The 13,823-nt window shown below is 71.5% G+C and carries 8 protein-coding genes; 2 read left to right on the top strand and 6 right to left on the bottom strand.

Going from position 1 to position 13,823, the window contains the following annotated elements:
- Window positions 1-26: 26 nt before the first annotated feature.
- On the bottom strand, window positions 27-2,372 hold the full coding sequence (locus WME90_RS37525) for an AAA family ATPase (RefSeq protein ID WP_437276880.1): 2,346 nt from the start codon (window positions 2,370-2,372) through the stop codon (window positions 27-29).
- 472 nt (window positions 2,373-2,844) lie between these two features.
- Here WME90_RS37525 and WME90_RS37520 point away from each other — a divergent pair, with 472 nt between their 5' ends.
- Window positions 2,845-4,539, top strand: a complete 1,695-nt coding sequence (locus tag WME90_RS37520) for a hypothetical protein (RefSeq protein ID WP_437276879.1) — start codon at window positions 2,845-2,847, stop codon at window positions 4,537-4,539.
- A gap of 68 nt (window positions 4,540-4,607) precedes the next feature.
- Here the strand turns inward: WME90_RS37520 and WME90_RS37515 are convergent, their stop codons facing one another.
- Entirely contained in the window at window positions 4,608-5,168 is a 561-nt protein-coding gene (locus tag WME90_RS37515) for a hypothetical protein (protein ID WP_437276878.1), read from the bottom strand.
- Between the two features lie 236 nt (window positions 5,169-5,404).
- On the opposite strand from WME90_RS37515, the gene WME90_RS37510 reads away from it, so the two are divergent.
- Window positions 5,405-7,915, top strand: a complete 2,511-nt coding sequence (locus WME90_RS37510) for a hybrid sensor histidine kinase/response regulator (RefSeq protein WP_437276877.1) — start codon at window positions 5,405-5,407, stop codon at window positions 7,913-7,915.
- A gap of 20 nt (window positions 7,916-7,935) precedes the next feature.
- Here the strand turns inward: WME90_RS37510 and argF are convergent, their stop codons facing one another.
- From argF to WME90_RS37490, 4 genes are all read right to left on the bottom strand, one after another.
- Entirely contained in the window at window positions 7,936-8,871 is a 936-nt protein-coding gene (gene argF / locus WME90_RS37505; protein ID WP_437276876.1) for an ornithine carbamoyltransferase, read from the bottom strand.
- Between the two features lie 252 nt (window positions 8,872-9,123).
- Complete coding sequence (locus WME90_RS37500; protein ID WP_437276875.1) at window positions 9,124-11,178, bottom strand: right-handed parallel beta-helix repeat-containing protein; 2,055 nt, start codon at window positions 11,176-11,178, stop codon at window positions 9,124-9,126.
- Between the two features lie 303 nt (window positions 11,179-11,481).
- A complete protein-coding gene (gene rtcA, locus WME90_RS37495; protein WP_437276874.1) occupies window positions 11,482-12,501 on the bottom strand; it encodes an RNA 3'-terminal phosphate cyclase in 1,020 nt (339 codons plus the stop codon).
- A gap of 49 nt (window positions 12,502-12,550) precedes the next feature.
- A complete protein-coding gene (locus tag WME90_RS37490) occupies window positions 12,551-13,777 on the bottom strand; it encodes an RtcB family protein (RefSeq protein ID WP_437276873.1) in 1,227 nt (408 codons plus the stop codon).
- Window positions 13,778-13,823: the final 46 nt, after the last annotated feature.

Genomic DNA, 13,823 nt, shown 5'->3' with positions numbered 1-13,823 from the left:
GCGGGAGCGCTTTTCCCGCGGCCGAGCTACCCGAACCGCAGATCGAGCCCCGCGCTCCCGCCCGCCACCACGATCTCCCTGTCCCTGCACCCCGGATCCTCCGCCATGCGCGCCGCGATCGGCGTGATCACCCGCTCCTCGATCACCCGCTTCAGCGGCCGCGCCCCCCGCCTCGGATCGAACCCCGCCTCGGCCAGAAAGGCTCGCGCCTCGGGCAGGACGCGGAGCCTCAGGTTGCGCCGCAGGAGCCCGGTGCGCGCCTCGGCCTTGGCGAGCTCGAGATCGACGATCCTGAGCACGCTGTCCCGCCCGAGGCTCCGGAACTGCACCACGTGGTCGACGCGGTTCACGAACTCCGGCCGGAAGTGCTCGCGCACGCCCGCCGGCGCCGCGCGCCGCGCGCCGGGGAGCGCGCCGGCCGAAGCTCGCGCGCCGCGCTCACCGTCGTCTCCGAAGCCGACCGGCGCCCGGTCGGCGACGCCGAGGTTCGAGGTCATCACGATGAGCACCATCCGGAAATCGACGTGGCGCCCGTCCTCGTCCGTCAGCCGGCCCTCGCCGAGGATCGCGAGCAGGAGGTCGAACACCTCGCGGTGCGCCTTCTCGATCTCGTCGAGGAGCACGAGCGACAGCGGCTCCTGCCGCACGCGCTGCGCGAGCGTCGTGGCGCCCGGCCCCGCCCCGAGCAGCCGCGCCGACGAGCCAGGGTGCCTGTACTCGCTCATGTCGAGCCGGATCATCCGCCCTTCGTCGCCGAACATGGACCGCGTGAGCTCCTTCGCGAGCTCCGTCTTGCCCACGCCGGTCGGCCCGACGAAGAGCAGCGTGCCGCACGGGCGCTCCGGGTCGTTCATCCCGGCCTTGAAGCGCGCGAGCACGCGCGCCGCGGTGTCGCACGCCTCGTCCTGCCCGATCACGCGCCGCTTCAGCCCGCGCGCGATCGTCTCGGCGCTCGCGGGGATCTCGTCGGCGATGAGCTCGATCGGCAGCCCCGAGTGGCGCGCATACGCCTCGGACACGTCCCGCGGGTACAGCACGCGCGCCGGGGCCGGTCCGGCTGGCTCCGCTTCCGCGCCGCCCCGGGCGCCGGCCTCCTGCGTGAGCCAGTCGAAGAAGCGGAACGCCTTGCCGGGGAAGAGCACGTCGCGCCGGAACATCGCGAGGTGCTGGACCAGCCGCTTCTTGCCCGCCGGGTGCAGCCGGACGCGCGCGTCCTTCCGCGCCTCGTACTCCGCGAGCAGCGCCGGCACCGCGGCCGGCTCCGGCTCGCGCAGCCGCACGATCTGGAAGCACGCCACGAGCGAGGCCGCGCGGCGCTGGCACGCCTCGAGCTCCGGCTCGGTGCACTCCGCGATGAGGCTCACCTCGCCCGTCCGGAGCGCCGGCAGGAACACGTCGCCGATCGACGCGCCGTCCGGCTGCGGCCGGAGCAGCGGCAAGAGCGCGCCGACGTGGAGCAGATCCCCCTCGTGCGACAGCTCGCTCACGAGCCTCAGGCACCTCTCCTGCCACATGCCGAGGTACTTCATCCCGGCGAGGAGCCGGTCGGCCGAGGTGCCGAACAGGCCCGGCGAGCGCGCGCGCGCCTTGTCCCTCCGCCACGCCGCGAACCGACGCGCCAGCCGGTGGACCCAGGTCGTCTTGCCGACGCCCGGGCCGCCCACCAGCAGGATCGACGGCAGCGGCGCCGCGCGCGCCGCGTCGAACAGCGGCAGCGCCTGCGCGAGCTCCTCGGACTCGCCCACCGCGAGCGGGAGCCGCTGGCGCGCGGCCTTCTCGAGGAGATCCTCGGCGACGGCGTGCAGCGTCGGGCGCTCGTCCGCGGCGCGCCGAGCGCTCCGCCTGGCGCGCGCCGGGAGGCGCGGCGACCATGGGCGCACGTACTCGTCGCCCTCCCGGCGAAAATCGAAGAGCGACCGCGGGGACTCGCCGAGCAGCGCGCTCGTGACGAGCTGGCGGAGCACGTCGGGCGCAATCGAGAGATCCTCGAGGATCACGGACCAGCCGAAGCGGGGGAGCATCACGCGGACTCCGCCCTCGGCGAGCTTGCTCGCGAGGTACGTGAGCCGCAGCGGGATCTGGCGCCTGCCGACGACGGCGGTCCGCTTGACGCTGGTCTGCGGGTGGACGTCGACGTCCAGCGAGCGGACCTCGAACGACTCGTCCCACAGATAGCGATCGAGATCGTCCTCGTCCGTGGCGAGCCGCGCGTGGAGCTCGACCTCGAGCGCGCGCAGCACGTCGTCCTCGGAGGCGCCATAGGCGGACGGCGCCGGCCGATCGAAGAGAAATGCCCACGTGCGCAGGAGGATGCCGGTGAAGCGGCCGTCGTGGTGGGCGATGAAATAGACGCGGAGCGATTTCTTGGTCATACGGTGACGGTGGAAACGCGCAGCCTGAGCGTGCCAGCCTAACACAACCGGGCCACACCCCCGCGCCAGCGAACGCCGCTGCGTCGCTTTGCTGCTCCGTTGTTCCGTTGGGCCGCTGTTTCATTGCGCCATTGCCACGATTCCGCCGCCGTCGCTCCCGCCGCGCCCTGAAAGGGCCTGTCCCGGTCGAAGTGGAGCGGCGTCGGAATACGCTGACGGCCAACTCAACGTCAGATCAACTCCATGCGTCGTGGTGACGGCGTGCGTCAAAGCGGCTGCGCGCCGCGACGCGGGAACAACCGTGCTGCATAATTCTGGCGATGTGGAGATGTGTAATCTCATCCACCGTGGCCTCGTCGGGAGGTGTAGAGTGGCGATCATGCCGCAAACGCCTTATTTGATGACTCCTTGCCGCCGCGCGGCTCGAGCCGCGTTCTCGTTGTTCCTCTCTCTTGCTCCGCTCGCTGGGGCCGTGCCCGCGAGCGCCGCTGTGCAGCAGCTGGACGGCACGCGCCTGCCCACGCCCGTCAGCAAACGCGAGACGGACCTCGTGACGAGCCGGGGTTTCCCCATCAACGCCGTTACGCTCGATGGGCTCTTCATGTACCGGGGGGAGGACATCGATCCGGTGGCCGACGCGAGCACGGAGCCAGGTGTCTTCTCGCCGCTCTGCGGGTTCTCGGGAGAGCTGGTGCTGCGTGGGGGCGGGTGCAAGGTCGCGTTCGGCTGGTACAACGTGAACGCGAGCGGCACGCGCCCGCCGGACAACCAGATCTACGAGCTGATCCCCGCGGACACCTCGACGGCGTTCCGGTGCCAGGACGACGATTTCTGCCCGCTGGCCACGATGGACACAAACCAGGCGGGGCAGCACGGCTGGACGCCGCGGCAGTTCTCGGCGGCGGACATCCGGAACGATCCGCGGTACCAGGGCGGCCTGGTCGGCTTCGCGCTGATCGGCAAGCAGGGCACCTACTGCACCCAGACGAAGTTCTCGCAGCGCGACCTGAACACCGTCTGCACGAACTGCACGCCGAAAGCGCCGTGGGTGACCACGCTGATCTACACGTCGACCGCCGAGCCCGACGCGTTCTATGTCGCCTTCGAGGACCTGCCCGTGACCGAGACGAGCTGGAAGGGGAGCCAGGGCGGCTTCGAGAACGACGGCGATTTCAACGATTTCGTCTACTACATCACGGGCGTGACCTGCAAAGGCGGCGGCGAGGTCTGCGACACGGGCCTGCAGGGCGCGTGCGCCGTGGGGAGGACGGGCTGCGCGACCGAAGGCGACGTCGCGTGCCTGCCCGTGCTCGAGCCCGGCGAGCAGAAAGAGACCTGCGACAACATCGACAACGACTGCGACGGCGAGGTCGATAACGGCGAGGGGCTCTGCAACGACGGCTTCGTGTGCAATCGCGGGAACTGCGTGCCGTACTGCGGGCGCGGCGAGGTCGTCTGTGACCCCGGCCTCGTCTGCGACGACGGCCTCTGCGTGGAGGAGGCGTGCGTCGGCAAGGAGTGCACCGGCGGCCAGATCTGCGTCGACGGCACCTGTGTGGGCGGGTGCGACGGCGTCGTCTGCCCCGCGAACCAGGAGTGCCAGCTCGGGCGGTGCGTCGATCTCTGCGCCCACATCACGTGCGAGGACGGCGCGGTCTGCGAGCGCGGCATCTGCCAGTCCAACTGCGGCTGCCGCACCTGCCCTGCCGGCAAGGTGTGCTCGGCGACGGACGGCCGCTGCGTCGACGCCGGCTGCGACGGCAAGACGTGCGCTGACGGGCAGGTCTGCGTCGCCGGGAGCTGCACCGACGCGTGCGCCGGCGCCGTGTGCCCCGGCAACGCGCCGTGCGTCAACGGGGCCTGCGGCGAGCCGGTGGTCCACGGCGGCGCCGCCTCCGTCGGGAGCGGCGGGCCGACCGGAGGCGACGTGGTCCTGGACGATCCGGTGGATCTGACCACCGGCTCCGGCTCGGGCTCGGGCTCCGGCTCGGGCTCCGGCGGCGCGAGCAGCGGCGGCGCGGGCGGCAACAAGCCCGACGCGTCGTGCGCGTGCCGCGCGGGGGCGACCTCGGAGGGCTCGCCGGCCAAGGTCGGCCTGCTCGGGCTCGGCCTCCTGCTGCTCGCCGGCGGCAGGCGCCGCGCGCGCCGCGCCGCGAGTCGCCTGTAAGCCTGTAGCCCGCGCGGCGCGCCATCCGTGCGCCGCGCGCCATCCGTGCGCCGCGCCGCGCGCTCGCCTCACCAGGCGGAGCGCGCGGCCATCGCCGCGACGAAGCCCCCCACGACGCCCGCCAGGAGCCATGCGAGTCGCGCGCTGCCTGATGGCGCCGCCTCGGCGCCGGTGGGCAGCGGGAACACCACCGACCGCACCCGCCGGGATTCCGCGTCGACAAGGAGCACGCCGTCGACGTCGAACGCGATGCGGTACTCGAGCAGCTGCCGGCGCGTCGCGGGCGTATCGATGCGCGGCGCGAGCTGGCCCGCCTTCACCTCGGCGACATACCGCCTGGGACCGTGCGCCACGAGGTAATCGGCGCGGAGCCCGACGCTGACCGGCTCGCCGTCGATCTGGACTCCGTACGAGACCGCGACCTGCCGGCCGACGATCGTGTACCCGAGCTCGCGGAGGAGCACCTCGGCGCGGGCCTCTCCCGCGGCGCCCAGCTCCCGGCACCGCGACAGCCGGCGCCGCTGCCGGGCGCTCCTCCACGCGAGCCGGAGCGTCTGGACCAGCCCGAAGGAGAGCGCCGCGCCGGCCACGGCCAGGAGGAGCTCGGGCGGCATGTCGCGGAAATCCACGCAGAGCGCGTTTGCTCAGGAATCGGGATACCGGGCCAAGTTTTCTGCGCCGGATGCCCTGCGGCTTGGGTGGCGCGCACGTCCACGCGCTCTTATGACAGGGCCGAGCGAGCCATACCGCCTGCTCGTGCTCCGGTGGGGTGGCGCCGTGTTTCAAGAGCGTGCCCGGCTGATCTTGTCAGCGATGCACATCGATCGTCCGCGAGAGCTCCTTTACCCTGGAGCCGAGGGTCTCTGTGATCGAACACGAGGAGAGGCATCGTTCGCAGGTTCGCGCGCTGACCGAGGTCAGCCGCGCCCTCGCATCGGCGCCCTCGGCGTGCGCGATTCAACAGATCGTCCTCTCGGCGGCGGCGCAGCTGGGCGGCTCCGGACGGGCCGTCCTGATCGTGAACGACGCGGACGAGCGGCCGGTCGTCCGGGCGGCGCTGGGGCTCGATCCGGCGCTGCTCGACGAGCTCTGCGGCCGCCCGCTCCCGAGCGTGGACGATGGGATAGCGCGCGCGCTGCACGGGGCGGCCCATGTCGCCGCCGCGCCGTTGATCACAGGCGACCGTGTCTCCGGCCTGCTCGCGGTCGAGCGCGCCGCCCCGGCCTCGGACGGGGACGCATGGCTGCTCGAGGCGCTCGCCGACGCGGCCGCGGTCGCGCTCGCGGGCCACGCCGATGGCGCCGCGCAGGCGGGCTCCCGGGAGCGGCCGGCGCGCTCGGAGGAGGACGTGCAGGACGAGCGCTATCGCCTCCTCGCTCGAGCGGTCAAGGACCCGATCTGGGACTGGGATATCCGGACGGACCGGGTCGAGCGCAACGAGACGTTTTACGAGGTCTTCCGCTACGCTCCCGAGCAGGCGGCCCCGACCTCCGCCTGGTGGGTGAGCCGCTTGCTGCCCCCGGATCGCGACCGCGTGGCGCGCAGCTTCGAGGAGCTCCTCCGCGGCGACACCGACAGCTGGTCGGCGCACTACCGCGTGTACCGCGGCGACGGCTCCGTCGCCCGGGTGTTCGATCGCGGCGCGGTGCTGCGCGACGCGGGCGGCAAGGCGATCCGCATGGTCGGCTCGGCGGTCGATCTGACCGAGCGATTCCGGATCGAGAGCGCGCTCCAGGATCGCGAGGATCGGCTCCGGCTGGCCACGTGGGCGGCGGACGTGGGCACGTGGCGAGTCGACCTCGAGACGCGGCGCGACACGAGGGACGCGAGCCTGAACCGAATCCTGGGCCTGGACGAGCGCGAGACGACGCAGCCCATGGACGACTGGCTGAGCCGCGTGCACCCGGAGGATCTCGACGCGGTGATCGCCATGCACCAGCGGAGCATCCGCGAGCGCTGCATCTACGACCTCATCCACCGCGTCGTCCGCGCCGACGGGTCGATCCGGTGGGTCCACGATCGCGGGCGCATCGTCAGCGATCGGGACGGCTCCCCCCTGTTCTTGACGGGCGCCGTCGTCGACATCACCGAGCTGAAGCAGCTCGAGCGCGAGCGCACGGAGCTGCTCCGCCGCGAGCAGCAGGCGCTCGCCCAGTCGGAGAAGGACCGCCTCCGGGCCGAGGACGCGAACCGCATGAAGGACGAGTTCCTCGCGACGGTCTCCCACGAGCTGCGCACGCCGCTCACGGCGATCCTGGGCTGGGCGCGGCTGATCAAGGACAAGGACCTCGGCCCCGAGCGCGTCAAGCAGGGCATGGCGTCGATCGAGCGCAACGCCCACGCGCAGGCGCAGATCGTCGACGACATCCTGACGGTCTCCCGGATCATCACGGGCAAGCTGCGGCTCCGCACCATCGCCGTGGATCTCGCCGCGGTCATCGAGGCCGCCGTGGACACCATCACGCCGACGGCGAAGGCGAAGGAGATCGAGATCCGCGTCGAGCTCGGCGAGGGGCTCAGCCGCGTGAGCGGCGACCCGGATCGCCTCCAGCAGGTCATGTGGAATCTGCTCTCCAACGCGGTGAAATTCACCCCGAAGCGAGGGCAGGTCACGATCCGGGTGGGGCTCCGCGACTGCCAGATCGCCATCGCGGTCACGGACAACGGCAAGGGCATCGCCACGTCGTTCCTGCCGTATGTGTTCGACCGCTTCCGCCAGGGCGACTCCTCGCCGACGAGGGCGTACGGCGGGCTCGGCCTCGGGCTCGCGATCGTCCGCCACCTCGTCGAGCTGCACGGAGGTACGGTGGAGGCGGAGAGCCCGGGCGAAGGGGGCGGCGCGACGTTCACCGTGACGCTCCCCCTGCCCGCGGCGCCATCCCACGCGCGCGACGGGCCGCCGTCGGCGCTGGGGCACTCCCCGCTGAGGAGCGGGGAGCCGACGCCGCTCGTCGGCGTTCACGTCCTCGTCGTCGAGGACGAGCCGGACGCCCGGGAGATGCTCGCGTTCTTGCTGGAGGGAGCGGGCGCGCGGGTCACCACGGCCGGCTCGACGGGCGAGGCCATGAGCGTCCTGGAGCGGCTGAGGCCCGACGTGCTGCTCAGCGACATCGGTATGCCGGGGGAGAGCGGCTATGCGCTGATTCAGCAGGTGCGCGCGGCGGGTCGGGACGAGATCCGGCGTATCCCGGCCGTGGCCCTGACCGCCTACGCCCGCATCGAGGACAGGAGGAGAGCGCTCGCGGCCGGCTTCCAGAAGCACGTCGCGAAGCCGATCGACCCTGCCGACCTGGTGCGGGTCGTCGCGGACCTCACCGGCCGCCCGTGCGACGGCGGGGCCTCCGCCTCGTGCCGGCGCGGAGCGCCCCTCGGTTGACCCTGCGCGGCGCGTGCGCTCTAGGCCAGCTCGACGCCGAGCAGCCACAGCATCAGCGCCTTCTGCACGTGCAGCCGGTTCTCGGCCTGGTCCCACACGCGCGAGCGCGGCCCTTCCAGCGTCTCGTCGTCGATCTCCTCGCCGCGGTGCGCCGGCAGGCAGTGGAGCACGATCGCGTGCGACGCGGCCTTCGCCATCACCTTGGCGTCCACCGTCCAGCCGGCGAACGCGGCGCGGCGCTTCTCCGCCTCGGCCTCGTGCCCCATGCTCGCCCACACGTCCGTGTTCACCACGTCCGCGCCCGCCGCGCCCTCGCGCGGGTCGCCCACGATCGTGACGTGGCCTGTCTTCCGCGCGCGCTCGACCTCGTCCGCGGGCGGCATGTACCCCTCGGGCCCCGCGAGGACGAGGTGGAAGTCGAAGAGCGGCGCCGCCTCGAGCCACGAGCGCGCCATGTTGCTCGCGCAGTCGCCGAGGAACGCGATGCGCCGGCCGGCGATGCCGGTCCTGTCCCCGGTCGCCGCGAGCGCCTCCTGGATCGTGAAGATGTCGCTGAGCACCTGCACGGGGTGGCCGTCGTCCGAGAGCGCGTTGATCACCGGCACGCTCGCCTCGGCCATCTCGAGCAGGCGCGCGGTCGACGACGTGCGGAACGCGATCGCGTCGCAGTACCGCGCGAGCACGCGCGCCGTGTCGCGGATCGGCTCGCCGCGCGCGAGCTGGCTGCCCTGGGTGCTCAGCACGACCGGCTGGGCGCCGAGCTGCGCGATCCCGACCTCGAACGACACCCGCGTGCGCGTGCTCGCCTTCTCCAGGACGACCGCGATGGCCCGGCCGGCGAGCACCGTCGCGCGCCGCCCCTTCGGCTCTTCCTTGAGGCGAGCGGCGAGCCTGAGCACGCGGTGCGCTTCGGCCAGGGTCATGTCCGTGATCTTGAGGTAATCGCGCTTCGCCATTGTCCCGCCTTCCGCGTCGCCGCCGTCCGGACGCGCTCCCTCGCGCCGCGGGGCAGCCCGCGACGCAACGGCGCGCCGTACGCCCGCCGTGATGTGGCACGACCGGCATACCCCCGTCAATCGCGCGCGCGGGAGCGCAGCGGGCCCCCATCGCCCGGCCTCGCGGCGCGCGCGCCGGCCCGGGGCGAGCGGGGCGCCGCGGCCCCGTCGCCCCGCCTCACCGCGCGCGCGCCTGCCGGAGGCGGCGTCTGGCTACGGCGTGTAAACGTCGATCTCGGTGCGGATGAGCCAGTCGATGTTCTTGCCGGTCTCGCCCGTGATGACGGCCCGGAGATAATCGTATTGCACGATGACATTGAAGCCCCAGTCGGTGTCGTTCTCGACGTCGGCGCCGATCGTCTGGACCGCGCCGACGGCCTCGGCCGGCGAGCCGGTGTTCCGCCTCGCGCTCAGCGCCCGCCGGTAGACCGCGCACTCCCCGTTGTCGCTCCGCGCCGTCGCCACGACGCTGGCGTGCACGACCGAGCTGTCGGGCACAGGGTAGAGGTTGACGGGGTCCGTCGTCGCGACGCCCTCGACGCGTTTATGGTTCACCAGCGAGGCCATCCAGTTGTTCTTCTTCCAGCCGTGGACCTTGCGGTACGAGTTGCCCGTCGCGCGGTCGAGGTAGCGAGAGCCGGGCGGCGCGTACATCTTGCCCTCGGGAGAGCCGAAGAACGCGAGATCGTAGACGCCGTCCTCGACCGCATCGCTGTCGCCGCCCGCGGGGATGACCGGCGTCGAGATGGGGAACGTGCCCCCCTTCCTCACGTCGTATCCCGAGAAGTCGAGGTCGCGCAGCTTGAGGTCGGTCGTCTTCCTCCTGTTCGCGTCGACCCTGTCGATACGGATTGGCACCTCCTGGACCGAGTCCTTGGTCCGGTAGATGCGCGTCCCCTGGAGGGTGACGTCCTCCACGGAGCGCAGGTGCACGCCGCGCGAGGCGTTGTCGTAGATCTCGCAGCCGCTGATCAGGATCCTGCCCGTCTGGTCGATGGTGGGCAGCGCCTCCGCGGCCGGCGTCCCGAGGTCCGTCAGCTGGATGCCGATGCCGTTGTCGCGCAGGATGCACCCCTCCACGATCGCGTCCTCGACCCCCGCCATGAAGATGCCGTTGCTCGGGTTGCCTTCGCAGATGAGCCCTGAGATGACGAGATCTCTGCCCACCGCTCCGGGCTGGAGCGTGGTCACGCGGGCGCCGAAGCCTTCGACGAGCTGCTGGTAGGGGGGGTTCGGGTTCTGGTACACGACGACGTTGTTCTTCGCAGAGCCACCGATGATCCTGACGTTCCTGTACGGGTAATAGTTGACGAAGATCAGCGCGCCTGCCGTGATGGGCTGCGTGTTGCCCGCCGCCAGGGTGACGGCCCAGGTCTGTGTCACGGGGCTCGTGGTGGAGGACACGAGGGTGGAGGACACGCCCGGCAGCTCCTCGATGCGCTTGGTCGTGGGGTTCCAGATGCCGAGGTGTTGCATGAGCACGGGAGATTCGGCGCCGATGACCGTCACGTTGAAGGACGTCTGCGACGGCGCCGGGGAGGCGTCGACGGTGCCGGAGCCATACTCTCCCAGGCAGACGATGTTGAACCCGACGGAGCACTCGGTCGCATGGCAGTCGATGAAGCTGACCTCCCGGGCCTGCCCGAGCTGGAACCCGCCGCCCGCGTCCTCGAGGTTCGTCAACGTGCACAGGTTCTTCTTCGACATGCACCCGACCACGGTGACGCGCCTCGCCCCGGCCAGGTAAAAGCCGGGCTTGCTCACGCCCTCCACCACGCAGCCCGAAATGATCCCATCGCTCGACCAGGTTCCGATCGCGATGCCGTTGGTCCTTGAGCCCTGCATCCCGGTGCCGTTCCCCCGCACCGTGACCCGCTCGCAGAACCAATCGACGCACCCGTTCATCGTGAGCCCCCCGGAGTCGTTCCGCCCCGCCTCGGCGAACTCGATGGTGAGGTCCCGGACGCCCACGTTCCTGAGATTTGGCACGCTCGTGCTCATGGGCTTCGAGAAGTGCAGTGGAATGACGGCGCTCGCAGGTGAGGCGGCGTAGTACTTGAGCACCGTCTCCCGGCCTTCCCCTTCCAGGATGATGCCGTCGTGGTCCACGAGCAGCCCGGCCGTCAGTTTGTACGTCCCCTTCGGGATATAGACCACGCCGCCGCCCGCCGCCGCCGCCGCAGTGATAGCGGCCTGGATCGCCGGCTGGTCGAGGGCCGTGTCGTCGCCCACGGCGTTGTAGGGGGCGTTCTTCACATTATAGATCATCGTGGCGTCCTCCGGGTGCAATGAACACCGCCCCTGCACGCAAGCTTCCGGCGCCGGATGCCGGCATCATCGCGTCTGCGCGGTCATCACAGCTCGACCCGGCGAGGCGCGCGGCGCGGATCGAGCTCTCCGGCGCCGCGCAGCCGCGCCGGTTAGAATAGCTATATGGTGTGTGCTCGCGGGCGCAAGCCGATGGGGGAGCCGAGCAGCTTTATGTCTATCTCGCCATGATCCTCGGGCACACGCCTGGATACGGCGTGCCGCGTCGTGGCGACTTACGGTGTCTGTCGAGCCGCGGTGAGCTCATCGCTCGATCTCGACGTGCCACGCATCTTCCGAGATCTGCTCGACCGAGGCGCGGAGCCCGAGGAGATCCCGGAGCAGCTGCAGGTGGGTCGTCGTGTGCGACGACGGGCGCACGGTCCGGAACGCGCCGCGTCCGGCGAGCGCCATCGGCAAGAGCAGCTGATCGGCCAGGTGCTCGCCCACCGGGACGCCCGCCGCGAGGTAATCGCGCGCTTCCTCGGCGACCTTCGTGGCGACGGTCTCCGCGCGCACTCCCTTCTGGCCGAACCCGGTGAAGACCTCGGTCACGTGCTCGCTCTCGACGGCGATCGTGAGCACGTTGCCCGGGCCGTGCCCGCCCGTCAGCACGCGCGGCCTGAAGCAGCCCGGCTCCCAGCCGAGCACCGCCGCGGCCGCGTCGAGCTCGCGCATCGCGACGGCGCTCGGGAGGTTCGACACCGTCGCCACGGCGCTCCGGCCGCGGATCTCCCCGCGCGAGAGCAGCGTGAGCGGCGCGAGCGCGGGCGCCGGCGCGACCGAGATCCGGACGAGCCCGCCGCCGGCCGGATAGAAGCCGGGCGTCACGAGCGTGGCGGTGATGTCCGGCCCCATCCTCCGCACGAGCGGCAGATAGGCCAGATCCAGGAAATCGAACGGCGGCGCCATCGGGTTGTGCGTGCCGCCCTCGAGCGTGATCGTCGACGGCGCGGGCGCGCGGAACAGCGCGGGCAGGACGGTCTGCAGGACGAGCATCGTGCTCCCCGCGCTGCCGATGCGGAACGTGTGCTCGCCGGGCACGATCGCCGTCGGCCGGAACACGAGCTCCTGCGACCCGAGCGCCGCGCCCGAGACCTCGGCGCGGCCGATCTGGGCGGCGGCCTGGACCGAGGTGAGGTGCTGCCGCATCAGGCCGGGGCGCCCGCGGCCCTTGCGGATCGAGGTGATCCGGACGGGCGTCTGCGTGATCAGCGAGAGGCTGAGCGTCGTGCGGAGGATCTGGCCCCCTCCCTCTCCGACGGATCCATCGATGGTCAGCATGGCAGTCGATCCTCCCTGGATGAGCGATACCACGACCCCTGGCCGCGGCTCACCCCTTCACGCAGACGACCTGCCGCAGGGTGTGGACGATCTCGACGAGATCCTTCTGCGCCCGCATCACGTCGTCGATCGGCTTGTAGGCCGCCGGCGTCTCGTCGATCACGTCCTCGTCCTTGCGGCACTCGACGCCCGAGGTCGCGGCCTCGTGGTCCGCGACGGAGAAGCGGCGGCGCGCCTCGCCCCGCGACATGACGCGGCCCGCGCCGTGGCTCGAGCTGCAGAAGCTCTCCGGGTTGCCGAGCCCGCGGACGATGAACGAGCGCGCGCCCATGCTGCCGGGGATGATCCCGAGATCGCCCGCCTGCGCGCGGACGGCGCCCTTGCGGGTCACGAGCACGTCCTTCCCGTAGTGGTGCTCGCGCGCCACGTAGTTGTGGTGGCAGTTCACCGCCTCGACGGTCGCGTCGAAGGGCGGCAGCTCGCCCGAGCTACGGAGCGCCTCGACGACCTGCGCCATCATCAGCTCCCGGTTCACCGCCGCGAAGTCCTGCGCCCACGACACCGCCTGCATGTAGTCGTGGAAGTGCTTGGTCCCGTCCGGCAGGTACGCGAGGTCGTCGTCGGGCAGGTTGATGAAGAAGCGCCTCATCTCCTGCTTGGCGAGCTCGATGAAGTAGCTCCCGACCCGGTTGCCGACGCCGCGAGACCCGCTGTGCAGCATGACCCAGACGCGGTCCTCCTCGTCGAGGCAGAGCTCGATGAAGTGGTTGCCGGTCCCGAGCGTGCCGAGGTGCTCGATGGCGTAGCCGCGCCCGATGCGCGGGTGCTTCTCGATGATCTTCAGGTACCGCGGCTCGAGCTCGGCCCACGCCGCGACCTGGGCGGGGGGCGGCGAGCGCCACGCGCCGCGGTCGTTCTTGCCGCCGTTGTCGGTGCGGCCGTGCGGCACGGCGCCCTCGATGGCCGTCCGGAGCCCGCGCAGCGCGTCCGGCAGCTGCGACGCGGAGAGGCTCGTGCGCGCCGCCATCATCCCGCAGCCGATGTCGACGCCCACCGCCGCCGGGATGACCGCGCCGCTCGTCGCGACCACGCTCCCCACGGTCGCGCCGATGCCCTGGTGCGCGTCGGGCATCACGGCGATCCACCTGTGGATGAACGGCAGCGCGGCGAGGTTCTTGAGCTGCGCCTCCGCGGCGGGCTCGAACGGCACGCCGACCGTCCACGCCTTGATGGGCACGCCCGAGTCCGTGGGGATGACGTTGTAGCTTCGCTCCATGGCAAGATCTCCGGTGAGGGGTCGAGCCGCTCGGCTCGCGCCGCGG

The sequence above is a fragment of the Sorangium sp. So ce375 genome (genome assembly GCF_051473855.1).
In the GTDB taxonomy this organism is placed as follows: domain Bacteria; phylum Myxococcota_A; class Polyangia; order Polyangiales; family Polyangiaceae; genus Sorangium.
Note: the sequence above shows the minus strand (reverse complement) of the source record. Positions and strands in the feature narration are given on the sequence as shown.

Bases quoted from the DNA above. Each gene is read 5' to 3' on its own strand.
- WME90_RS37525 (WP_437276880.1), bottom strand. From the start codon at position 2,372: ATGACCAAGAAATCGCTCCGCGTCTATTTCATCGCCCACCACGACGGC.
- argF (WP_437276876.1), bottom strand. From the start codon at position 8,871: ATGGCGAAGCGCGATTACCTCAAGATCACGGACATGACCCTGGCCGAA.
- WME90_RS37500 (WP_437276875.1), bottom strand. From the start codon at position 11,178: ATGATCTATAATGTGAAGAACGCCCCCTACAACGCCGTGGGCGACGAC.
- rtcA (WP_437276874.1), bottom strand. From the start codon at position 12,501: ATGCTGACCATCGATGGATCCGTCGGAGAGGGAGGGGGCCAGATCCTC.
- WME90_RS37490 (WP_437276873.1), bottom strand. From the start codon at position 13,777: ATGGAGCGAAGCTACAACGTCATCCCCACGGACTCGGGCGTGCCCATC.